Genomic DNA, 23,678 nt, shown 5'->3' with positions numbered 1-23,678 from the left:
TCCGGCGCCATTCGGCCGAACTCCAAAGCCGGTCAGACGTTGCCCGATACCACAAGTCTCGCATTCCGCGTACAAGGAATGGCGCGCGCCAAATCGCGCAACCAACCTTGTGGAGGGCCTCTTGCAATGGATTGCAGACCACAGCCAGTTGATCTCCGCGCTCACGGGTGTCGGCACCCTGCTGGTATGGGTCATCTACCTGCAGGTATTCGTCAGTAGTTACCGGCGGCAGCTTCGTGCCACGCTGCTGATCACGCGCGGCCCCGGAGACGGGCTCGCCGCGCGCTGTTTCGTGACGAACATGAGCTCCGGCCCGGTTTATGTGCAGAGCGTGATCGTCGCACTGGAAACGCCCGGCGGAATGGTGGTGATGCCTGCGACCGAGACGCAGGACGCCGAACAGCAGGCCTACTCGCGGCCATTGGAGAGAACGCGGCAAGGACCGCTGCAGCCGGCGGCGATTCGGGACATCGGCTCGTTCGAGCATCTGATGTCGCCCGCATTGCAGGAGGCCCGGCCCGAGACGGTCCAGGCCGTGACAATCGTCGTCCTTGGGGTCTATGGCACCGAGGACTTGCCGATCGGCGCGCGGCGCCGCTTCGTCGTGACGCCATCGGGCGCCCGGCTTCGCCTGCACGGCGCGACGCTCGACACGGAACAGATCAGGAAGAAGAGCGAACGCCGAAAGTTGCTGGCCGATCTGCAGCGCGATCAGTAGATGACTACTCCGCCGCGATCTTCATCGTCTTGATATCCCGTTCCCAGCGCATCAGCTCGTCGTTGATGCGCGCGCGGAATGCCGCGGGCGTGCTGCTCTCCGGTTCGACGCCCTGCTGCGCCAGCGCCGCCACCACGTCGGGCCTGGCCAGCGCCTTGGCCGTTTCGCGCGCCAATTGCTCGATGATGGCCGGGTCGGTGCCGCCGGTGGTGAACAGCCCGTACCAGCTGGAGAAGTCGTAGCCCGGCACACCGGCTTCGGCCATGGTCGGCACATTCGGCAGCGAGGGAATGCGCTTCTTCGTGGTGACCGCCAGGATCTTCGCCTTGCCGGTCTTCAGTGCGGCCATGGCGACCGGGACCGAGCCGAACACCATGTCGACGTTGCCCGCGTACAGGTCGTTCATCGCCGGGCCGTTGCCCTTGTACGGGATGTGCAGCAGGTCGATGCCGCCGAGCTTTTCCATCAGCGCGCCGGATACATGCAGCGTGGTGCCATTGCCCGACGAGCCGTAGGTATAGGCGCCCGGTTTCTGCTTCGCGCCGGCGAGCAGCTCCTTGACGTTGTTGAACGGCAGGCCGGTCCTGACCATCAGCACGTTGGCCGCCTCGGCGACCAGCGACACCGGCGCCAGGCCGGTGCGCGGGTCGTAGGGCATCTTGCGGGTCAGGGCCGGCATGATGGTCTGCGCGCCGGCGCTGCCGAGCAGCAGCGTGTAGCCGTCCGGTGTCGCCTTGGCGACCATGTCGGAGCCGATCAGGCCGCCGGCGCCGCCGCGGTTCTCGACCACGACGGACTGGCCCATGCTCTGCTGCAGTTCCTTGGCCAGGATGCGGGCGATGGTGTCGTTCGCCCCGCCCGCCGCAAAGGCCACCACCATGCGAATCGGCTTGGACGGGTATTTGTCCGCGGCGACAGTCAGCGAAGGCATGGCGCACAACGCGGCGAGGGCGAACAAGGTACGACGGCGAACGGTATGGCGGACGGCGGGCATGACGGGTTTCTCCTCCTGATGGTCGCCCGATGTTAATGGGCCGCTCAAATAAAGAAAATTAAGACTTTATTTGCCGGATCAAAAGAAAAACTTAAGGCCGCCGTCCGCGGCGATACCCGCATCCCTCGACGCACTATGTTGGTGAACGTTGTCCCTTTGGCGGTGCCTCGGCGGCGTTCGTCCTCTGTTCCGTGCCCTCGCTAGACCATCCTCCGCCCAGCGCGCGAAACAGCGACGCCAGCGCGCTCTGCCGCTGTGCGGCCACCTCGATCAACGCGGTCTGCGCGGCATAGTGGCTGCGCTGCGCCTCCAGGTAACGCAGATGGTCGTCCACGCCGGCGCGGTAGCGCGCCTCCGACAGCCGCAGCGTCTGTTCGCTGGTCTGCGCGACGGCACGGCGGGCGATCTCCTCGCGGCGGAGCGTATCGGTGGCCGCGAGCGCGTCCGAGACTTCGCGGAACGCGGTCTGGATCGTCTTCTCGTAGTTCGCCACGGCGATGTCCTTGCGCACGTGGGCGAGATCCAGGTTGGCGAGGTTGCGCCCGCCGGAGAAGATCGGCAGCGTCAGCTGCGGGGCGAACGACCATACCGTCTGGCCCGCGCCGAACAGGTTGGACAGCTCGCCGCTGGCGCTGCCGAACATGCCGGTCAAGGTGATGCGCGGGAAGAACGCCGCGCGCGCCGCGCCGATGTCGGCATGGCGCCCGCGCAGCCGCTGCTCCGCGGCCAGGATGTCGGGTCGGTGGATCAGCAGTTCGGACGGCGTGCCGGGCGCCAGCGTCTGCACCAGCAGCACGTCGTCGCGCGGCGCCTGCGGCAACTGCGCGGCAATGTCCGGCACGCCGACCAGCAGCGCGAGGGCATTGGTAGCTTGGCGGAACTCCCGGTCGGTGCGTTCGAGGTCGGCGCGCGCCTGGTCGGTCAGCCCGCTCGCCTCATAGAAGTCCAGCGCGGTAGCCGTGCCGGCCTGGCGGCGCTGCGCGATCAGCCGCAGCGACGATTCGCGCGTCTGCAGCGTCTGCATGGTCAGCAGATGGCGCCGCTGCGCGCTGTCCCGCGCCAGATACGCCTGGATGACCTCGGCGACCAGGCTGATGCGTGCGCTGCGCGCGGCCGCCTCGGTCGCGAAGTACTCCTGCAGCGCCGCTTCGGAGAGATTGCGCACGCGCCCGAACAGGTCCAGCTCGAATGCCGGCACGGCAACACCAGCCTGCACGGTTTGCTGGACCGAGCCCATGCCCGGCTGACGCAGGTCTTCCGCGACCCGCTGCCTGCTGCCGCCCGCCTCTGCCTGCAGCCCCGGCACTCGGTCGGCGCGTTGCACGCGATACATCGCCCGCGCCGCGTCGATATTGAGCACCGCCTGCCGCAGATCGCGGTTGTTCTCGAGCGCGAGCGCCACCAGCTCGCGCAGCTTGTCGTCCACGATGAAGCTGTCCCACTGCAGCACGGCCGCCGATGACGGCGCGGCCTGCGTATCGTCGGCCGCCATCCCGCTCGCCTGTCCGGACGTCCATTGCGTGGGAACCGGCGCCGCCGGCCGCTCATAGACCGGCGCCAGCGAGCAGCCGGCGAGGACGGCGCCCACGCCCAGCAGCAGGCACGGCAGCGTCATCCGGGATCGAATCGATTTCATTGCGCGCCCTCCGTCGGCGTCGTTGCAGTCGTCGTGGTCGCAGTCGGCGTGTTGGTACGTGCGCTGTCCCGGTAGCGCTTGAAGCGCGACAGCACCCAGACGAAGAAGACCGGGGCGAACACCACGCCCAGCGTGGTCGCCGTCAGCATGCCGCCGATCACGCCGGTGCCGATGGCACGCTGGCTGGCCGCGCCCGCGCCGGTGGCGATGGCCAGCGGCACGACGCCGAGGATGAAGGCCATCGAAGTCATCACGATCGGGCGGAAACGCAGCCGCGACGCCTCGAGGGCCGCGTCGATCAGCGGCATCCCCTGCTCGCGCAGCGACTTGGCAAATTCGACGATCAGGATCGCGTTCTTGGCCGCCAGACCGATGATCGTGATCAGCCCCACCTTGAAATAGACGTCGTTCGGCATGCCGACGGCATTGACGGCCAGTACCGAGCCCAGCGCACCGATCGGCACGATCAGCATCACGGCCCCGGCGATCGCCCAGCTCTCGTACAGCGCCACCAGCAGCAGGAAGACCACCAGGAAGGACAGCCCCAGCAACAGCGGTGCCTGCGCGCCGGCCTGCCGCTCCTGATACGACAGCCCGGTCCATTCGTAGCCGATGCCCGCCGGCAGCGTGGCGGCGATCCGTTCGATCTCGGCCATGGCCTCGCCGGTACTGAAACCGGGCGCGGCGTCGCCGATGATCTTGATCGTCGGATAGCCGTTGTAGCGCGACACCTGCACCGGGCCGATCTCCCACTCCGGCGTGGCGAACGCGCTCAGCGGCACCTGCTCGCCGCGCACGTTGGGCACGTTCAGCGACAGCAGCGCTTCGGGCGTCATGCGGTCGCGCACGTCGGCCTGCACCACCACCCGCTGCAGGCGGCCGACGTTGGCGAAGTCGGCCACGGTCGCGGAACCATAGGCGCTGGAGAGCGCGGTGTTGATCGCCTCGAAGCCGACGCCCAGCGCCTCGGCCTTGTCGCGGTCGATATCGAGCCGCAGCTGCGGCGCGTCCTCCAGGCCTTCCATCATCGCGTACGCCAGCACCGGCGACGTGTTGGCCTGCTTCAGCAGCGCATCGCGCGCCGCCACCAGCGCGGCGCGCCCGAGGCCGCCGCGATCCTGCAGACGCAGCGCAAAGCCGCTGGCATTGCCCAGCCCTTCGATCGGCGGCGGATCGACCGCCATCACGCGCGCCTCCTTCAGTCCCGCGAACTGCGCGTTGAAGGCCGCGACCTCGTCGCTGGCATGCTGGCCGCTGCCGCGCTCGGACCAGTCGGTCAGCGTCGGAAAGCCCAGCGCCGCGTTCTGGCCGCTTCCCGAGAAGCTGAAGCCCAGCACCATCGTGGTCGATTCCATCGCCTTGCGGCCGAGCAGCCAGCTCTCCAGCTCCTTGACGACGGCCTCGGTGCGCTGGTTGGTCGCGCCCGGCGGCAGCTGCACGTCGACGACGAAGTAGCCCTGGTCCTCGATCGGCACGAACGATTCCGGCAGCCTCGTGTACAGCAGCGCCAGCAGCGCGACCACCATGCCGTAGACGATCATGCAGCGGCCGGCCCGGCGCAGCAGCTTCGCGTTCAGCGCGGTGAACCGCTCGGTCAGCCGGCCAAACCTGCGGTTGAACCAGCCGAAGAAGCCGCGCTTCTCTTCATGGTGACCTTGCGGGATCGGCTTGAGCAGCGTCGCGCAGAGCGCGGGCGTCAGCGTCAGTGCGAGGAAGCCGGAGAACAGGATCGACACGGCGAGCGACAGCGAGAACTGCCGGTAGATCACGCCGACCGATCCGGACATGAAGGCCAGCGGGAAGAACACCGCGGCCAGCACCAGCGTGATGCCGACGATGGCGCCCGACACTTGGCTCATCGCCTTGGCGGTCGCCTCCACGGGCCCCAACCCTTCCTCGGCCATGATCCGCTCGACGTTCTCCACCACCACGATGGCGTCGTCGACCAGGATGCCGATCGCCAGCACCATGCCGAACATCGTCATCATGTTGACCGAGAAGCCGATCGCGTACATCACGGCAAGCGTGCCGGCCAGGCACACCGGCACGACGATGGTTGGAATCAGCGTGTAGCGCAGGTTCTGCAGGAACAGCAGCATCACCAGGAACACCAGCACCACCGCTTCCACCAGCGTATGGATGACCTTCTCGATCGCGACTTCGACGAAGCGCGAGGTGTCGTACGGCACCGAGTATTCGATGTCGTCGGGGAAGGACTTGGACAGCTCTTCCAGCTTGGCGCGCACCGCGCGGGCGGTTTCGAGCGCGTTCGCGCCCGGGCGCAGCTGCACCGCGGCACCGACCGCGCGCTTGCCGCTGGTCAGCATGTCGAAGTTGTAGTCCTGCTGGCCGACCTCGAGCCGCGCGACGTCGGCGAGCGTCACCTTGGAACCGTCGGGATTGGCGCGCAGCACGATGGCGCCGAACTCGTCGGTGGTCGTCAGCATGCCCTTGACCGCGATGGTCGCGCTCAACTCCTGGTCCGCGCTGCCGGGCGGGCTGCCGAAGCTGCCTGCCGGCACCTGCACGTTCTGCGCGGCGATGGCCTCGTTGACGTCGGCCACCGACAGCCCGTAGCCGAGCAGCTTCTGCGGATCGATCCACACGCGCATCGCCGCTTCGGCGCCGAAGAACTGGACCTTGCCCACGCCCGGCACACGCCGGATCTCGTTGTTGATCCGGCGCGCCGCATAGTCGGCAAGCGTGACCATGTCCTTGCCCGCGTCGTCTCCCTTGAAGTTGATCGAATAGACCATCAGGAAGCCGGCGCTGACCTGCTCGGTACGCAGGCCCTGGCGCGTGACGGCAGCCGGCAGGCGCGCTTCGGCCTGCTTGATGCGGTTCTGCACGTCGACCTGCGCCAGGTCGGGATCGACGCCGGGCGCGAACGTTACGGTGATTTCCGCGATGCCGGCGGAGCTGCTGGACGAGTCGTAGTACAGCATCCCCTTGGCGCCGTTGAGCTCCTCCTCGATGACGCTGGTCACCGAATCGACCAGCGTGGTGGCGGACGCGCCCGGGTACATCGCCGAAATTGCGATCTGCGGCGGCGCGACGGTCGGATATTGCGAGACCGGCAGGGACGGCATGGCGAGCAGTCCCGCCAGCACGATGAAGATCGCCAGTACCCAGGCGAAGTTGGGCCGATGAATGAAGAATCTTGGCAGCATGATTTGTTATTCAGTGGCGCGGCGCCTGCGCGCCTAGCCTCGTTCCGCCGGAGGACTGTTCGAGGGCGCGGCCTCGCGCTCATGCCCGGCCTGGCCGCCCTGGCCGGCTTGCCCGGCCGCCTGCCTGGCCGGCGCCGCCGGGGCGATGGTGACCTTCTGCCCGGGGCTTGCGTCGCCGCCGACCACAATGCGCTCGCCCGGCTTCACGCCCTCGAGGATTTGCCACTCGGCGCCCTGCATGGGGCCGGTACGAACCTGCCGGGTCTCGGCCACGTCGCCCTTGCCCACCACCAGCAGCTGCGCCTTGCCATCGGGATTGCGCCGCACCGCCCGCTGCGGCACCAGCATCGCCGCGGGATCGATCGCGTGCGTGACATGCACGCGCACATACATGCCGGGCAGCAGCAGGCTGTCGGCGTTGGGCAATTGGCCGCGCAGCGACACCTGCCCGGTGCCGCGGTCGACGGAAATGTCCGAGAACAGCAGCCGCCCTTCGCGCTTCTTGTCGGTGCCTTCGATGGTCGCCACGATCGGAACGCCGCCTTCCGGCGCCTGCTGCAAGCGGCCCTGCTCCAGCGCCTCGCGCATGCGAAGGACGTCGGCGGCCGGCTGCTTGAAGTCGACATAGACCGGGTCGAGCTGCTGGATGGTCGCCATCGGCGTCGCCTCGCCCTGCCCGACCAGCGCCCCTTCCGTGACCAGCGCGCGGCCGATCCGGCCGGAAATCGGCGCCCGCACCGTCGCGTATTCCAGGTTCAGGCGCGCGGTCTTCACTTCCGCGGCTGCGCTGCGGCGCGCGGCCTGCGCGCTCTTCAGCGTGGCCTGCGCCGCATCGAAATCCTGCCGGCTGACCGCCTCGATCTCGACCAGCGGGGCATAGCGGCGCACCACCGCATCGGCGTCGGCCAGCACGGCTTCCGCGCGCGCAAGCTCGCCCTCGGCGCGCGACAGCGCCGCCTGCAACGGCGCGGGATCGATCTGGAACAGCGCATCGCCCGCCTTGACGTCGCTGCCTTCCTTGAAGTTGCGCTTGAGCACGATGCCGGCGACCCGCGCCCGCACCTCGGCGACACGAACCGGTTCGATGCGGCCGGGCAGCTCGCTGCTGACCGCCATCGGCCTGGGCTGCAACGTCAGCACCTCGACCGAGGGAGCCGCCGGCGCGGCCGGCTGTTCCGCATTGCCGCATGCCGCCGTGACGATGACCGCCGCCGCCATGGTCAGCGCGCGCCACCCCCGCTTTGGAAAGTGCTTCATGTCTACCTTCTCGAATGTTCGGCAAAGGAGCGCATGGTACGCGCATTAATCATATGAATCAATAAAGATTCATATGGTGTGATGGAAGTCGTTTTTGCCGGATAATCCGGGTCGCAGGCGCAACGCGTTACCCCGCAAAAGCCACATAAAGTGCTTCTTGAGATACAAAACATGGATTTCACCCCGTCATGACGGCTGTCACTGCATCGAATGAAGACCACAGCCGCCTTCTCGCCGCCCTGGCACTGGCGCTCGTCGACCAGCCTCGCGGCACCCTGCAGGACCTGGCCAAGGCCGTCGGCATCAGCAAGGCGACGCTGTACCGGTTCTGCCGGACACGGGACGAACTGATTTCCCGCCTGATCGACCACTGTGTCCGCGTGCTGGCCAACGTCATCCAGTCCGCCGGATTGGACGATCCCTCTCCCCTTGACGCACTGCGGCGCCTGAATGCGAACATGGTCGAACAACGAGAGGTGGCGGCGTTCCTGATCTATTACTGGCGCGAGGTCGTTTCCGGCGTCTCGTCGGATTGGCAGACCGACTGGGAGGGCAAGCTGGACGCCTTCTTTCTGCGCGGCCAGCAGCAGGGCGTCTTTCGCATCGACATCACTGCGCAGGCGCTGACGGAAATCTGGGCGTCGGTGCTGATCGGCCTGCTCGACGGAGAACGGCGCGGACGCATCGCGCGAGCCGGCCTGGCGGGGCTGGCGGAGCGCGCCTTCCTGCAGGGAGCGGGGGCGAGGCCCGCCTGATGGCGCAAGGCCGTTGGGGCAAGCGGGTTGCTCCAACGGCCGGTTTCAGCGCCCGGCATGGCGTCGATCGAGCTACGTAGCTCCAGCGGCTACGCGCCGCAGAATCCCGGCAGTCCGATCTGCGATCCTGCCAGCGCGCCGTTCAGCACCAGCATCAGCCTGGCCGACGCGTAGAGGCCAAGGCCAAATACGCCGTGCGTGACGACGCTGCGCAAGCGCGCGACGCCGGGCTTTGGCGTACGGCGGGCCGCAATGCCGGCGCCCATGCCGGGCTGCATCAGCAGGAAGGGAAACACCACACTGGCGAGACCCACGATCAGCGCGGGGCCGATGGTCGGACGGCAGGCCCACTGCGGCCCCCATACCGCCAGCAGCACGGCGGCGAACACGATGCCGGTCACGTAGTGCGCGGTCCAGCCGATCAGGCGTTCGGCCGGAATCGCCGGCGCCTGTTCGATGGCCTCGTGGCGGAAGCGGCCGCGTGGCATGTGGCCGAGCCAGCGGCCGACCATGCCGTAATCCAGCGGCTTCATGCCGAGCCAGTGCTTTTGCGCGAGGCCCCAGAGATCCATCGCCAGCGTTGCGCCGGCGCCGATGGCCACGGCCAGCAGCAGCAAACGGGCAGCGTCATGCATGGGCACCCTCCTCATTCATCGTCGGCTCCTCGCAGTTGCATTCCAGGTCCATGGAAGCCATCATGGCACTTCAAGTCAACTTGAAGTCAAGGGCCGCGGAGATGGACATTGCCGAAGTGGCGCAACGATCTGGCGTTCCCGCCTCCACGCTGCGCTTCTATGAGGAAAAGGGACTGATCGTGTCGGTCGGCAGGCGCGGATTGCGGCGCGTGTTCGAGCCGGCCGTGCTGGACCGGCTGGCGCTGATCGCGCTCGGGCAGGCGGCGGGCTTTTCGCTGGACGAGATCGGGTTGATGTTTGCCAGCGACGGCCGGCCGCGCATCGACCGCGCGCGGCTTTCCGCCAAGGCCGACGAACTGGACCGGACGATCCGCCGGCTGACGGCGATGCGGGACGGGCTCCGGCATGCCGCGGTCTGCCCGGCGCGGAGCCATCTGGAGTGCCCGACGTTCCGGCGCATGCTGCGCGCCGCGGCGGCGGGCGCGCTGGGAAGCGGCACGGCGACAGGCCCGGCGCGCGCGAGGCCCGTCGCTATCCGTTCAGGGTCCGGCAAATCGCGGACAGATAATGCGCGTACTGCTGGCGCGCGTACTGCTGGCCCGCGTACTGATCAGCCGCGCACAGCCAAGGCACGTCCAGATAAGGCTCGCACAGACACGGGCCGCACAAGCGGGCGCCGGAACGATCGCTGAGCCGATTCAATGCGCCCGCCTGGCGAGCACCTCGTCGCGCGGCCCGGCATCGACGACCTTGCCACTCTCCATCACCACGATCGAATCGAACCGCGCAAGCAGGCTGGGCCGATGGACCGACGCGACGATGCAGGCGGATGGAAAGGCGGCATCCATGCGATCGAATACCCTGGCCTCGGCCTGCGGGTCGAGCGCGCTGGTCGGCTCGTCGAGCAGCAGCAGCGAGCTTCCCTGCGCCGCGAGCGCGCCGCGGGCCAGTGCCAGCCGCTGCCGTTGACCGCCCGACAGGTTCCCGCCGCGCTCGTTGATGGCGCTGGCGAGGCCGTCGGGAAGGCGGTGCAATACCTCGTCAAATCCGCCCGTATGCACGGCGCCGGTCAGCGCCGCCGGGTCCACCGGCAAGCCGAAGGTCAGGTTCTCTTCGACGCTGGCCTCGAAGACCTCGGCCTCCTGCGGAATCAGCGTGGCCAGCGTACGCAGCTCGGTCCAGCCCACCGCCGCGCCATCGCGCCGCAGTTCGCCGTGCTGCGGGTGATAGAGCCCGGCGAGCGTCCGCAGCAGCGTGCTCTTGCCACCGCCGCTCGGGCCGATCAACGCCACGCGCGCGCCACGGCGCAGCACCAGGTCGATGCCATGCAGGCCGCCGCGCGCCCCATCGGCGTAGTGCACCGTGGCGCCGCGCAGCTCCAGCGTCTGCCACGGGGCATCGGGCACCACGGCCGGCACGGCGGCGTCCGGATCGCCGGGCGCCTCCCAGATCGGCTCGGCACTGCCGTAGTCGGTATGCATCCGCGCGAAGCTCTGGAAGTTCGCCGCCATCGAGCCCACCACGGACGCGGCCTGCTGTGCGTACTGGTAGATCATGAAGACGGTACCCAGCGGCACCGCCTGCCCCGGCGAGCGCTCCTGCAGCACGTACATCACCACCAGGATCCAGGTCAGCCCCATGCCGAGCAGGTCCACCGCGAACCATTTGCCCTCGTTGACCATCACCGCGCGGCGCAACGGCGCCATCACCGCCGCCATCCGGCGGCCGAGCAGCGTGCGCGACGCGGCCTGCAGGCGCAGCCCGATCACGGTGCCGGCGTTGCCGACAAAGTCGAGCAGCGCGGCGGCATAACGGCGCTCGGCGTCGTTTTCCGCGCGGGCCAGCTGCATCAGCGTGCGGTCGAAGCGCAGGATGATCAGGGCGATCACCACGTAGCCGGTGACCGCGATCAGGCCGCTGGTGCGCGAAAGCATCGTCAGCGCGACCAGCGGGCCGACGAAATTGAAGGCGTTCTGCAGGTAGACGAACTGGTTCTGCGCGAAGTCCGACAGCGCGCGGCTGGACTGCACCACGCGGTGCTGCAGCTCGCCCGAATGCCGGCCATCGCGCCAGGCCAGCGGTGCCGCGGCGATGCGCGCATAGAGCTGGTCGCCCAGCCGCTCGCGCACGCGCACACCCACGTTGCGCTCGAGCACGCGGCCCGGACCGTGCAGCAGCCACGACAGCAGGTAGATGCCGACCAGATAGACGATCCAGCGGCCCGCCTCGGCGATGTTGTCACGCTGCAGCGCGTTGATCGCCTGCGCGGCGAGCCATGGCATGGTCAGCCGCAGCAGCTGCGCGGCAGCCAGCAGGCCCGAAGCCCCGACCAGCTGAACCCGCACGCCGCGGGCGTGATGCCATAGCGCCCGATAGAGATCGCGCGCCGCGCCGGCAAGGCCGATCGCTGGTTTACGGGGGGTGGAATTCGACTCCGTCATCAAGCCCTCATCGTTTTTTGTTCGGTGCCCTCAGGCGTGAACCGTCCTGGATCGACGGCCCGGACGAAGGATACCGCCCCTGTATCGCCAGGCCAGGCATGACCCTTGACCCTCGCGCAAGAATCATTTGCCCGTGACCGGGTGTTTCCACACGCATGCGTTCCCCACAATGGCTGCATCGCACATCGGCATGGCCCGCCGCCACGCCGGTCCGCAACCGAAACCGAGAGGAACCCATGCTGTTTACGCCCTATCGCCTTGGCAACCTGACCACCGAGAACCGCATCGTGATGCCGCCGATGACCCGCTCGCGCGCGGGCGATGGCGGCGTGGCGACCGACCTGATGGCCGAGTACTACCGGCAGCGCGCTTCGGCCGGCCTGATCATTTCCGAAGGCACGCAGATCAGCCAGCAGGGCCAGGGCTACGCATGGACGCCGGGGATCTACACGCGGGAGCAGGTTGCCGGCTGGCGCAAGGTCACCGACGCGGTGCACGGCGCCGGCGGCATCATGTTTGCCGAGCTCTGGCACGTCGGCCGTGTATCCCACACCTCGCTGCAGCCGGGCAATGCGGCCCCGGTGTCGTCGTCCGCGCTGGTGGCCGAAGGGGTCAAGGTCTTTATCGATGTGGAAGGCAAGGGTCCGGCCGGCGGCGCCGGCGAGATGGTCCAGCACTCGGCGCCGCGCGCGCTGACGATTCCGGAGATCCACGGCATCGTCGCCGACTACGCGCAGGCCGCACGCAACGCGCTCGACGCGGGCTTCGACGGCGTCGAGCTGCATGGCGCCAACGGCTACCTGATCAACCAGTTCATCGATTCGCAGGCCAACGCGCGCACTGACAAATACGGCGGCTCGCTGCACAATCGCCTGCGCTTTCTGAAGGAGGTGGCGCAGGCCGTGACCGACGTGGTCGGCAAGGATCGCATCGGCGTGCGCCTGGCCCCGCTGACCACGCTGCAGGGCGCGGTCGACGACACGCCGGAAGCCACCTACCTCGCCGCCGCGCACGCGCTGGGCAAGATCGGCGTCGCCTATATCCACATCGCCGAGGCCGACTGGGAAGACGCGCCGGTGATGCCGCCCGCCTTCAAGGAGGCGCTGCGCGAGGTCTATCCCGGCACGCTGATCTATTCGGGCAACTACAACAAGGCGCGCGCCGAGGAAGCGCTGGCGAAGGGCTGGGCCGACCTGATCGGGTTTGGCCGCAGCTTTATCGGCAATCCTGACCTGCCCTACCGGCTGCGTCACGACCTGCCGCTGAATCCGGGCAATCGTGCCAACTATTTCGGCGGCGGCGCCGCGGGCTATACCGACTACCCCGAGTACGCGGCAACCGCGGCTAGTGCTGCCGCCTGACGCGGCCCGTCATCGGCTCAGCATCAGAGGCAGGCCCGCGCGCCTGCCTGGAGAATCTGTCATGTCATCGGCATTGGAAACATTGACTTCGGGCGGCTTCAGCATCGGCGTGGAGCTGCCGCTCGACAACGACTGGTCGCCCGCGGGCCAGGCCGCGCGCCAGCGCGACGGGCGCCTGCCGGGCGAGCCCGATCTGTCGGCGCATCGCGCGCTGGCGCAACTGGCGGACCGCGCGGGCTTTCGCGCGCTGTGGGTACGCGACGTGCCTTTGTACGATCCGCACTTCGGCGACGCTGCACAGGTCTTCGAGGCCTTTTCCTACCTCGGCTATCTGGCCGGCATCACCGAGCGCATCCTGCTCGGCACGGCGGCCATCGTGCTGCCGCTGCGCGATCCCTATCTGACGCTGAAGTCCGCCACGACCATCGACCAGCTCAGCAACGGCCGGCTGCTGCTCGGCGTGGCCAGCGGCGACCGGCCGGTGGAATACCCGATCTTCGGCCGTGACTTCGACAACCGCGGACAGAATTTCCGCGAGCAGGTGGCGCTGCTGCGCAACGGCGGCGCCGACCTGCCGAGCGGGATCGCGCTGTTGCCGCGCCCCACGGGTCCGCTGCCCCTGCTGGTGGCCGGGCTGGCGCAGCAGACGCCGAGCTGGGTCGGGCAGCATATGGACGGCTGGCTGGCCTATCCCGGAACCCCGCAGGACCATGTCCGCCGCAGCGCGCTATGGCGCGAGGTCGCCGGCGACAAGCCCTACATCAGCTTCATCCATCTGGACCTGCTGGCGGACCCGGATGCGCCCATGCAACGGCACCGCTTCGGCGGCGCGGTCGGGCGCCACGGCCTGATCGAGGAACTGCACGCGATGCGCGAGGCCGGCGTGCGCCATGTCGGCCTGCATTTCCGCCGCAGCCAACGGCCGGTGAGCGACGCGATGGAGGAAATCGCGGCCTACGTGCTGCCGCATTTCCATGCGGAGGCCGATCGGCAACGGCCCGGCGCCATGGCGGCATGACGGCATGGCGCCATGACCAGCATCGGGCTATGGATGCACCGGCCCCAATCGAACCAGTTCCGGCGCAGGCAGCGGATTGCTGACCCGCGTATTGGTGACCGATCGGAACAGATTCAACAGCTGCCCGCGCAGGCGGATGTCCTGCGACGATGCACCGACCAGGATGTCGAACGCACCGGGCTCCGTCACCCACGCATTGCGCGCGGCATCGTAGTACGCCAGCGAGCGCTGGTCCAGGTAGACCGTCACGCGCTGCGTCTCGCCCGGCTGCAGGAAGACCTTGGCAAAGCCCTTCAGCTCCTTGACGGGGCGCGGCACGGCAGAGCCGGATTGCGCGACGTAGACCTGCGCCGCCTCCGCGCCAGCGACCTCGCCGGAATTGGTGATATCGAACGACACCGCGACGCGCCCGCTGCCGGCGGCAATGCCGGGCGACACGCTCAACGCGCCGTAGTTGAAGCGGGTATAGGACAGCCCGAAGCCGAACGGGAACAACGGCCTTCTACCGCTGCGCTCGAAGCCGCGATAGCCGACGAAGATGTCCTCGGTGTAGGTCATCGCGCTGAAGTTCAGGTCGTTCGATGCCTGCGGATAATTCGCGTAGGTTGGGTTGTCCGTGATCGACCGCTCGATCGTGATCGGCAGCTTGCCGGAGGGATTGACATCGCCGAACAGGATCTCGGCCAGGGCCTGGCCGCCGTTCTGTCCCGGATACCAGGCGTGCAGCGCCGCGCCGACCCCATCGATCCAGCCTTGCATGTCGAAGCCGGTGCCACCGTGCAGCACCGCGATCGTGCGGGGATTGGCGCGTGACAGATTGGCGATCAGCTCGTCCTGGAACTCCGGCAATGTGAACGGATGATCGAAGCCCTCGCCCTCGTATTCGGCGCTGTGGCCGGCCGCGACCACGACGGCATCGAAGCCGGACAGGTTCGGCGGCGCCTGCAGCGACGCCCAGCTGAGCTGCGCGCCCAGGAAACCACCGAACACGGCGATATATCCGGGCCTTGCCGAGTAGTCGAATTGCACGTTGTAGGTCTGGCCCGCCTGCAGCATCACCCGCGCATTGACGGGAATGGTCGGCGGGATGACATTGCCGGGCAGCGGATTGCCGTCGCCGTTGTCCATCACCAATTGCCCATTGATGTAGAGGCGGACGGCCCCGTTCGCACGCGCCTTGAATACGTGCGCACCGCTGACGGTGGGCCGGATGGTGGCGGTCCAGCGCACCGACGCCGGCTGCGCCGTGCCGCCACCGCCATAGACGTCCAGCGCCGCCCGTTCGGCAAACGGCGGATGCGATTCGCCGGTTGCCGCCGGCACGCCGCCAATGAAGCCATAGGCGACCAGACGGCCGAGAATGCGGCGCACCTTGTCGTCCAGCGTCGCCTGGCTCAGCTGTTCGTTCGCCAGCAGCGCACCCAGCGCGCCCGGCGAGAAGATGTTGGCGGACGGCCGCTCGATATCGACGCCGGCCACTGCCGCGGGCAGCGTGTGCTTGAGCGCGGCATAGTCCGATTCCACGAAGCCCTTGAAGCCCCACTCGTTCTTCAGCGTCTGTTGAATCGCCGCATGGCTTTCGCAAACCGGATTTGCACCATTGAGGCCCTGGAATCCACACATCACGACGGCAACGTTGGCGTTCTTTACCGCCGACTCGAACGGCACCATGTAAATCTCGCGCAGTGCCCGCTCGCTGACCGTTTCCATCAGGTTGAAGCGATTGACCTCCTGCTCGTTCGCGATGTAATGCTTGGCGTCGGCCCAGACGTTCTGCGACTGGATGCCGTTGATCTGCGCGGCACCGAGCACGGCGCCAAGGAAGGGATCCTCACCCGCCAGATACTCGAAGGCGCGCCCCGAGAACGGCGTGCGATACATGTTCAGCCCGGGGCCGGCGATTTGCTGGAAGCCGCTCAGACGCGTTTCGAGGCCGAGGCCCACGCCCATCTGCTTGGCGCGATCGGCATTGAAGGTCGATGCCAATGCCGGGCCCGCGGGATAGGCAACGCCCACAGGATTGCTGAGCCGCACGCCCAATCCTGCATCGCTTGCCTTGATTTGCGGCAGCCCGAGACGCGGCAACGGTTTGATGTCCCACGCGCCCGTGCCGCTGACGTATTCGAGCTTCTCGGCCAGCGTCATCTGCGCAAGGATCGATTGCACGATCGCATTGATCTGCGCGTCGGTGGAAGGCGCTTGCGCAGGCACCGAATGCGCAGCGAGGACGCCCGCGCCGATCAGCGCGGTCATGAGGAAACGAGCACGCATGATGCCTCCCTTGCGCAGCGATGCCGCGGCATTGAAGGGCGCCGAGAAACGGCGCTTAGGGAGACGGTAGTGCGCGCTGCGCGAAAGAGAAGATGCGTAACGTTCCGTTACAGAATTGAACTTTTACCGCGCGGGCTTTGTTGCAAGACTGGATTGGCGCGCGTCGATGCCGTCCTTCTTCGCGTCGATCTATCAGGCAACGAAGCGTGCAGTCCGCAAACACGTACGCCAATTCGTACGCCAACACGTACGCAGGCACGTACGCAGGGACGTACGCAAGTTTGATTCGCCTTATCGAGCCGCAAGCCGACACCGCGGCGCACGCAGTGCGAACATGATGCGAGCAGCGTGCGAACGCTGCTCGGAAGCATCCTCGATGCCATATCGCAGGAGGTAGAGATGGCTCTGCATCGCAGGCGCAGAATCCGCACGGTATGTCGTGCCCTGGTGCGGAAAGGCAGTATCGCGGCGCTCGCCTTCGGTCTGTCGTTCGGTCTTGCCGCATGCGGCGGCAGCGATTCCGGCGATTCGTCGGTGGGCCTGAACCAGGCCCCGGCCGCGACCGGCAGCAGCGACGGCGGGACCGCAGGCATTGGCGCCAACCCCGCCGTCGATCCCTCGCAACTGGTATCGCCCGTCAGCCAGGCTCCGGTGGGCCAGCAGACGGTGCGGCCGACGGAAACGCCGCCGGGACAGGATCGCAATCCGCCAAGGCATTGAGGCATTGAGGCATTGAGGCATTGAGGCATTGAGGCATCGATGCATCGAGGGCATTGAGGCACCGCCTTCAGTCTTCGGCTCCCGCCATCGCAGCGCCGATGCGTTTCACTCGATGCGTGCCAGCGGTGCGCCCGCGGCCAGGAACGTACCGGCCGGAGCCTGCCAAGTCAGCCGGCCCGTGCGATGCGCGTGGACCTGCATCTCCATTTTCATCGCCTCCATCACGGCGATCAGATCGCCTTCCTTGACCTCGTCGCCGATCGCGACTTTCCACGCCTGCACAGTGCCGGCGATGGGCGACGGCAGTTCGGCTGCGTCGGTGGCGTCGGTGGCGTCGGCCGCATTGGCGGCATTGATGAGGCCCGCCTGCGCGGCATCCATAGCGCCGTCGCCGGCCGGCGCATTGGCCAATCCGCGAAGCAGCTGAGCCGGCAAGCCCAGCACCATGCGGCGCCCGTCGATCTCGATGGCCGTGCGCAGCAGGCTGCCGTCGGGCTGGGGCTCGGCACGCGCGGCCGCGGCCAGCGGCTCGGCGAAGTCCGATTCGATCCAGCGCGTATGGACCTTGAAACCGTCCGTGCCGACGAAATCCGCGTGATCGATCACGGCACGATGGAACGGCAGCACCGACGCCACGCCCTCGATCCGGAATTCGCGCAGCGCACGACGCGCGCGCGCCAAGGCCTGTTCTCGCGTCGCGCCGGTGACGATCAGCTTGGCCATCAGCGAGTCGAAGGTACCGGGCACGACCGAACCGGACTGCACGCCGGAATCGACCCGCACGCCCGGGCCTGAGGGCGCATCGAAGCGCTGCACCGGTCCGGGCGTGGGCAGGAAACCGCGGCCAACGTCCTCGGCATTGATGCGAAACTCGATCGCATGTCCCAGCGGCGCCGGGGTGTCGGTGATCGACAGCGGCAGGCCATCGGCCACGCGCAATTGCTCGACGACCAGATCGACGCCGGTGGTCTGCTCGGTCACGGGGTGCTCGACCTGCAGCCGCGTGTTGACCTCGAGGAACGAGATCGCGCCGCTGGCGCTGAGCAGGAATTCGACCGTGCCGGCGCTGGTGTATTCGGCCGCCGCGCAGATGTCGCGGGCCGCGGCGTGGATGCGCGCGCGCTGCTCCTCGCTGAGGAACGGCGCGGGGGCCTCTTCGACCAGTTTCTGGTTCCGGCGTTGCAGCGAGCAGTCGCGCGTGCCGACCACGACCACGTTGCCGTGCCGGTCTGCCAGGACCTGCGCCTCGATATGGCGCGGCCTGTCGAGGAACTGCTCGACGAAACATTCGCCGCGGCCAAACGCGGTGACCGCCTCGCGCACCGCCGAGGCATAGAGCTCCTCGACCTCGTCCATGCGCCAAGCGATCTTCATGCCGCGGCCACCGCCGCCGAATGCGGCCTTGATGATGATCGGCAGGCCGTGCCGTTCGGCGAAGGCCAGCACCTCGCTGGCGTCGACGACCGGCTCGGGCGTGCCGGCCACGAGCGGAGCCCCGACCCGCAGCGCGATCTTGCGCGCTTCCACCTTGTCGCCGAGCCGCGCGATCGTCGCCGGCGACGGGCCGATCCACGTCAGCCCCGCGTCGATCACCGCCCGCGCAAAGGCCTCGCTTTCCGACAGGAAGCCGTAGCCCGGATGCACGGCATCGGCGCCGCTGCGGCGAGCGATGTCGAGCAGCTTGGGGATGTTCAGATAGGTGTCGGCTGGACGGTCGCCGTCCAGGCCGTAGGCCTCGTCGGCCAGGCGCGCATGCATCGCGTCGATATCGGCGTTGGCATAGACGGCCACGGAGCCGACGCCATAGTCCGCGCAGGCGCGAACGATGCGAACGGCGATCTCGCCGCGGTTGGCAATCAGGACTTTCTTCATCGCGAATCTCGGTGCGGGTCTCGGTGCGGGTCTCGGTGCGGGTCTCGGTAAAAGAGCGCCCGCTCAGCCGGCGGACGGTTGCAGTTCTTCGAAGGGGCCGATCGGATTGAATCGCAGCCACGCCCCGACCGGAATCTGGCCGGCGCGATCCAGATGGTGAGGCGCCACGGCGCCGATCACCGGATAGCCGCCGGTCAGCGGATGGTCGGCGAGGAACAGGATCGGCTGGCCGCTGGGCGGCACCTGCAGCGCCCCCAGCGCGGTGCCTTCGCTGGGCAGCTCGCCGGTGATGGCGCGTTCCAGCGGCGCCTCGCCCGCCAGCCGCAGGCCCACGCGGTTGGACTGCGGCGTGACCTGCCAGCGCTGCGCGGCCAGCCGCGCAACCGACTCGGGAGTGAACCAGTCGGTGCGCGGGCCCAGCACCACGTCGAGCACGACGTCTTGCTCGATCGTGGGCAGACCGGTGGCGGGCTGCTCGGGCATGCCCACCACTGCGCCGGCCGGCGCAGGCAAGACGCCAAGCACGTCGCCCACCGACAACGGCGCGGGCCCGATGCCGGCCAGCGTGTCGGTCGCGCAGCTGCCCAGTACCGGCGCCACGGCAAAGCCGCCGCGTGCCGCCACATAGCAGCGGGCGCCGGCGACCGGTTGGCCGATGCTCAGCGTGTCGCCATCGGCCAAGGCCACCGCCTGATGCGTCGGCACGCGCCATTGGCGGCCATCGGCGGTGCGCACGGCCAGCGGTGCGTCGGCCCCGGTGACGGCGAGCACGGTATTGCCCTGGCTCTGCAGTTGCAGGCCGCCGCCGACGGTTTCGAGCGCGGCGCTGTCGCTGCGATTGCCAACGAGGCGGTTCGCCAACCGCAGCGCCGCCTGGTCCAGCGCGCCAGAGGCCGATACGCCCTGCCCGGCCTGGCCGTGCCGGCCGAGGTCCTGCAATACGGTCTGCAATCCGGTGCCCTTGACCTTCAGTGCCGCGGCGCAGGCCGCACTGCCCGGCTCCTTGCGCAGCGCAGCCGCAGTCCCGGCGTCGGGCACAGGCGCGTCCACGCGCGCCGTCGCCATGTACGCCGCCATGTACGCCGCTGTGTCCGCCGCTGTGTCCGCCGCTCTGTCCGCCGCATCTTCCAGCGTCGCCATATCGACGAAGCGCACGCGAAATCCGGGCTGCAGCAGCGCCGGAGGCTCGCGGCCGAGATCCCACATCGCCACCGGCGTCGTGCCGATGATCTGCCAGCCGCCGGGGCTTGCCTTCGGATACACGCCGCTGAAGGTGCCGGCCAGACCCACCGCGCCGGCGGGAATGCGCGTGCGCGGCGTACGGCGGCGCGGCACGTCCAGCGACGGATGGCCGCCGCTGAGGTAGGCAAAGCCGGGCGCGAAGCCGGTGAAGGCCACCGTGTATTCGCTGCCGGTGTGGCGGCGCACGACTTCGTCGGGCGTGATGCCGAGCAGCTCGGCGACCTCGGCCAGGTCCTCGCCGTCATAGCGAACCGGAATCTCGATCAGCGTATGGCTGCGTTCGACCCGCTGCGACAGGTCGCGCGCGGCGATGGCGCGGACAAGCGCGCCTGCGCTGGTCGCCCACGGGCGGTAGTGCACGAGAATCGTGCGCGCGGCGGGCACCAGCTCCGCCACGCCGTGAAGCGGGTCGCGCTGCAGCGAGGCCAGCAGGGCCAGCGTCTGGCCCAGGTCGGCCAGCTCGACCAGCAGCGCATTCGAGGAAACGGGCAGGAAACGCAAAACAAGCTCCAGATCGGGCCTTCTGACTCAGGCGAACGCAGACACCTTGACGCCGTCGCGCTCGAGCGCGTCGCGCACGGCGCGCGCCATCTCCAGCGCGCCCGCGCTGTCCCCATGCACGCAGATCGATTGCGCTTCGACGCGCGCCACGCTGCCATCGATGGCGACCACCGTGCCTTCCCGCACGAGCCGCAACATCCGTTGTGCGATCTCGTCGGCGTCGTGCAGCACCGCGCCCGGTTCGCGGCGCGATACCAGCGTGCCCTGCGGCGTGTAGGCGCGATCGGCGAAGGCCTCGGCAATGACACGCAGGCCCGCATCCCGCGCCCAGCCCACCAGCGGCGAGCCGGCCAGCGCAACCAGCGCCAGTTCGGGATTGAACTTGCAGATCGCGGTGATCACGTCGCGCGCCTGGCGCTCGTCGCTGGCGATGGTGTTGTACAGCGCGCCATGCGGCTTGACGTAGCGCACCGCGGTGCCGACCGTCGCCGCCATCCCCGCCAGCGCGCTGATCTGGTAAAGGACGTCGGCGATCAGGTCCTCGCTGGCGACATCCATGTTGCGGCGGCCGAAGCCCTGCAGGTCCGGATACGAAACGTGGGCCCCCACCGCGACGCCGCGCGCCTTCGCGGCCTTCAGCGTCCGCAGGATGCCAGCCGGATCGCCGGCGTGGAAGCCGCAGGCCACGTTGGCGCTGCTGACGATGTCCAGCATGGCGGCATCGTTGCCCATGCGCCAGGCGCCAAAGCTCTCGCCCAGATCGCTGTTCAGATCGATTTGCATGGCGTCGGACCTCAATGCGCGGGCTCGGCTTCGCCCAGCAGTTCGCGTCCGCGCGTTTCCGGCAGCAGCAGGCACGCGACGACGACCAGCCCATAGGCGCCGGCGGCGAGATAACCGATGGCGACGCCCAGCGACATCGTCGCGCCCATATGCCCGATCATCGCCGGGAATACCGAACCGACGGCGCGCCCGAAGTTGTAGCAGAAGCCTTGTCCCGAGCCGCGGATATGGCTCGGATACAGCTCGGTCAGGTAAGCGCCCATGCCGGAGAAGATGCCCGACAGGAAGAAGCCCAGCGGGAAACCGAGCACCAGCATCGCGGCGTCGGTGATGGGCAGCTGCGTGTAGCAGATCACCAGGATCGCCGCGCTGACCGCGAACAGCATGAAGCAGCGCCGGCGACCCAGGTGGTCGGACAGCCAGGCGCTGGTCAGGTAACCGGCGAACGAGCCGGCGATCAGCACCATCAGGTACCCGCTGGTGTTCAGCACCGACAGGTTGCGCTCCATCTTCAGGTAGGTCGGCAGCCAGGTCGTCACCGAGTAGTAGGCGCCTTGCATGCCGGTTGCCAGCAGGCTCGCCAGCACGGTCACGCGCAGCACCCCCGGCTTGAAGATCAGCATGAAGTTGTTGCTCTGCCCGGTGACGGCGAGCTTGGCCTGGGTCTCCCGATACACCTTGGGCTCGCTGATGTTGCGGCGGATATAGAGGATGAAGACCGCCGGCAGCACGCCGATCCAGAACAGCACGCGCCACGCGTATTGCTGCTCGAACACCGCGTAGACCGCCCAGAAGGCAATGGCCGACAGGCCCCAGCCCACCGCCCAGCTGCTCTGTACCAGTCCGACGGCCTTGCCGCGATGGCGGGCGCGGATCATTTCGGCGATCAGCACGGAGCCGACCGACCATTCGCCGCCAAAGCCGAGCCCCTGCAGCATGCGCGTCACGAACAGCTGCTCGGGCGACTGCGTGAAGCCGCTGAGGAACGTGAAGAAGCTGAACCACAGCACGGTCAGCTGCAGCACGCGCACGCGGCCGTACTTGTCGGCCAGGATGCCGGCCAGCCAGCCGCCGATCGCGGAGCTGATCAGCGCGCCCGTCGCGATATAGCCGGCCTCGGCCTTGGTCATGCCCCATACCAGGATGAACGTGGGGATCATGAAGGTGTAGATCATGTAGTCGAAGGCATCGACCCCATAGCCGACGAAGGCGGCAAAGAGCGTCTTGCGCTCTTCCTGCGATGTTTCTTTAAGCCACATGGTTGCGCTCACTCGGGATAACGGCAAAACGTGGGGATGCTCGTCGCGCGGTTTGATGACGCCGCGGCGACGACGTCGAGGCAGTGAGCGAGACCGCCAGACAGCCGCCCCTCCACCGCAGCGCTGTTTGGCAAGGCACGTGCCATGTTGATGTATATGCACGCATTGACTCAACCACCGTGGATGGATTGTTCAACAATCATTCGTTCGGATCGATTCTGGTATACACCTAGGCCTGCATGGCCGAGCCAAGTCGCACCAATCTGGCGCAGGTTGTTGAACAAAGCTGGGGTAACATCCCGCGATACGGGACACGGCTGATACCGGGCCGACCGATGCCGGGCCGAAGTCCCGTTCCCCTTGCAGCCGACATGACAACCAGTTCCGACGTAAGAAACCTGGCCGAACGGGTCACCGAACAGATCCGCCAGCGCATCCTGCATGGCGACTTCGCGCCCGGGCAGCGCCTGTCCGAAGCCGCGCTCAGCGAAAGCCTGCAGATCTCGCGCAATACGCTGCGCGAGACCTTCCGCGTGCTGACCAAGGAGGGTCTGCTCAAGCACGAGCCCAACCGCGGCGTGGCGGTGGCCATTCCGAGCATCGCGGCGATCATCGACATCTACCGGGTCCGCCGCCTGATCGAATGCCAGGCGATCGCGCAGGCCTACCCCAGCCATCCGGCGAGAAAGCACATGCGGCAGGCGGTGGAAGCGGGATTGCGTTGCCGCGACAGCGGCAATTGGCAGGGCGCGGGCACCGCCAACATGGAGTTCCACATGGCGATCGTGGAACTGGCCGACAGCGAGCGGCTGAACGTGATGTTCTCCCACCTGCTGGCGGAACTGCGGCTGGCGTTTGGCATGCTGCAGGACCCCGAATTCCTGCACGGGCCCTATGTCGAGATGAACCAGCACATCCTCCAGCTGTTCGAGTCGGGCAAGCTGGCCGAGTGTGCCGCGGCGCTGAACGACTATCTGGTGCAGTCCGAGCGCATCGTGCTGTCGGCCTGCGCCAGGCACCCGGTCTTCAAGGGGCGCTGAGCGCG

Annotated in this window: 17 protein-coding genes and 1 pseudogene; 7 read left to right on the top strand and 11 right to left on the bottom strand. The window is 67.9% G+C overall.

What is annotated here, in order from left to right; genetic code table 11:
- Nucleotides 1–121: 121 nt before the first annotated feature.
- Entirely contained in the window at nt 122–718 is a 597-nt protein-coding gene (locus KZ686_RS24310; RefSeq protein WP_150083953.1) for a hypothetical protein, read from the top strand.
- Nucleotides 719–722: 4 nt separating this feature from the next.
- Here the strand turns inward: KZ686_RS24310 and KZ686_RS24305 are convergent, their stop codons facing one another.
- From KZ686_RS24305 to KZ686_RS24290, 4 genes are all read right to left on the bottom strand, one after another.
- Entirely contained in the window at nt 723–1,712 is a 990-nt protein-coding gene (locus KZ686_RS24305) for a Bug family tripartite tricarboxylate transporter substrate binding protein (RefSeq protein WP_149315906.1), read from the bottom strand.
- Nucleotides 1,713–1,845: 133 nt separating this feature from the next.
- Nucleotides 1,846–3,348 carry an efflux transporter outer membrane subunit gene (locus KZ686_RS24300; RefSeq protein ID WP_322784948.1) on the bottom strand — a complete coding sequence of 501 codons (1,503 nt, stop codon included), beginning with the start codon at nt 3,346–3,348 and terminating at the stop codon, nt 1,846–1,848.
- Nucleotides 3,345–6,515: an efflux RND transporter permease subunit gene (locus tag KZ686_RS24295; protein WP_265635411.1), complete on the bottom strand. Its 3,171-nt coding sequence runs from the start codon at nt 6,513–6,515 to the stop codon at nt 3,345–3,347. Before KZ686_RS24295 ends, KZ686_RS24300 begins: the two co-directional genes overlap by 4 nt.
- A 36-nt stretch (nt 6,516–6,551) precedes the next feature.
- Complete coding sequence (locus KZ686_RS24290) at nt 6,552–7,775, bottom strand: efflux RND transporter periplasmic adaptor subunit (RefSeq protein WP_265633941.1); 1,224 nt, start codon at nt 7,773–7,775, stop codon at nt 6,552–6,554.
- 188 nt (nt 7,776–7,963) lie between these two features.
- On the opposite strand from KZ686_RS24290, the gene KZ686_RS24285 reads away from it, so the two are divergent.
- Complete coding sequence (locus KZ686_RS24285; protein WP_149315907.1) at nt 7,964–8,530, top strand: TetR/AcrR family transcriptional regulator; 567 nt, start codon at nt 7,964–7,966, stop codon at nt 8,528–8,530.
- An 89-nt stretch (nt 8,531–8,619) separates the two neighbouring features.
- Here the strand turns inward: KZ686_RS24285 and KZ686_RS24280 are convergent, their stop codons facing one another.
- Nucleotides 8,620–9,165: a DUF2938 domain-containing protein gene (locus KZ686_RS24280; protein WP_226105687.1), complete on the bottom strand. Its 546-nt coding sequence runs from the start codon at nt 9,163–9,165 to the stop codon at nt 8,620–8,622.
- Nucleotides 9,166–9,266: 101 nt separating this feature from the next.
- Between KZ686_RS24280 and KZ686_RS24275 the strand changes: the two are divergent.
- A pseudogene (locus KZ686_RS24275) lies at nt 9,267–9,659 on the top strand (helix-turn-helix domain-containing protein); the annotation flags it as partial.
- Between the two features lie 204 nt (nt 9,660–9,863).
- Here KZ686_RS24275 and KZ686_RS24270 read toward each other — a convergent pair.
- Nucleotides 9,864–11,606, bottom strand: coding sequence for an ATP-binding cassette domain-containing protein (locus tag KZ686_RS24270; RefSeq protein WP_265633940.1), 1,743 nt, complete (start codon nt 11,604–11,606; stop codon nt 9,864–9,866).
- Nucleotides 11,607–11,842: 236 nt separating this feature from the next.
- On the opposite strand from KZ686_RS24270, the gene KZ686_RS24265 reads away from it, so the two are divergent.
- Together KZ686_RS24265 and KZ686_RS24260 are read left to right on the top strand one after the other, a co-directional pair.
- Entirely contained in the window at nt 11,843–12,967 is a 1,125-nt protein-coding gene (locus KZ686_RS24265; protein WP_265633939.1) for an alkene reductase, read from the top strand.
- Between the two features lie 61 nt (nt 12,968–13,028).
- Complete coding sequence (locus KZ686_RS24260; protein ID WP_265633938.1) at nt 13,029–13,985, top strand: TIGR03571 family LLM class oxidoreductase; 957 nt, start codon at nt 13,029–13,031, stop codon at nt 13,983–13,985.
- Between the two features lie 27 nt (nt 13,986–14,012).
- Here KZ686_RS24260 and KZ686_RS24255 read toward each other — a convergent pair whose 3' ends face one another.
- Nucleotides 14,013–16,256 (bottom strand): glycoside hydrolase family 3 C-terminal domain-containing protein, encoded by a 2,244-nt coding sequence (locus KZ686_RS24255; protein WP_265633937.1) that lies wholly within the window; start codon nt 16,254–16,256, stop codon nt 14,013–14,015.
- Nucleotides 16,257–16,655: 399 nt separating this feature from the next.
- Between KZ686_RS24255 and KZ686_RS24250 the strand changes: the two genes are divergently transcribed.
- Nucleotides 16,656–16,976: a hypothetical protein gene (locus KZ686_RS24250; RefSeq protein WP_226105697.1), complete on the top strand. Its 321-nt coding sequence runs from the start codon at nt 16,656–16,658 to the stop codon at nt 16,974–16,976.
- A 105-nt stretch (nt 16,977–17,081) separates the two neighbouring features.
- Here the strand turns inward: KZ686_RS24250 and KZ686_RS24245 are convergent, their stop codons facing one another.
- The 4 genes from KZ686_RS24245 to KZ686_RS24230 all read right to left on the bottom strand — a co-directional run bounded on the left by KZ686_RS24245 (nt 17,082) and on the right by KZ686_RS24230 (nt 22,633).
- Nucleotides 17,082–18,848 (bottom strand): acetyl/propionyl/methylcrotonyl-CoA carboxylase subunit alpha, encoded by a 1,767-nt coding sequence (locus KZ686_RS24245; protein WP_265633936.1) that lies wholly within the window; start codon nt 18,846–18,848, stop codon nt 17,082–17,084.
- 63 nt (nt 18,849–18,911) lie between these two features.
- Nucleotides 18,912–20,591 (bottom strand): 5-oxoprolinase subunit PxpB, encoded by a 1,680-nt coding sequence (gene pxpB, locus KZ686_RS24240; RefSeq protein ID WP_265633934.1) that lies wholly within the window; start codon nt 20,589–20,591, stop codon nt 18,912–18,914.
- A gap of 27 nt (nt 20,592–20,618) precedes the next feature.
- Nucleotides 20,619–21,374, bottom strand: coding sequence for a LamB/YcsF family protein (locus tag KZ686_RS24235; protein ID WP_265633933.1), 756 nt, complete (start codon nt 21,372–21,374; stop codon nt 20,619–20,621).
- 11 nt (nt 21,375–21,385) lie between these two features.
- Nucleotides 21,386–22,633, bottom strand: a complete 1,248-nt coding sequence (locus tag KZ686_RS24230) for an MFS transporter (protein WP_150083944.1) — start codon at nt 22,631–22,633, stop codon at nt 21,386–21,388.
- A 371-nt stretch (nt 22,634–23,004) separates the two neighbouring features.
- Between KZ686_RS24230 and KZ686_RS24225 the strand changes: the two genes are divergently transcribed.
- Nucleotides 23,005–23,673 carry a GntR family transcriptional regulator gene (locus KZ686_RS24225; RefSeq protein WP_226105703.1) on the top strand — a complete coding sequence of 223 codons (669 nt, stop codon included), beginning with the start codon at nt 23,005–23,007 and terminating at the stop codon, nt 23,671–23,673.
- The last annotated feature ends 5 nt before the right edge of the window (nt 23,674–23,678 follow it).

The sequence above is a fragment of the Cupriavidus cauae genome, assembly GCF_026210475.1.
GTDB classification, from domain to species: Bacteria; Pseudomonadota; Gammaproteobacteria; order Burkholderiales; family Burkholderiaceae; genus Cupriavidus; species Cupriavidus cauae.
The sequence above is the reverse complement of the archived record's forward strand: the minus strand, read 5'-3'. Positions and strand labels throughout refer to the sequence as shown.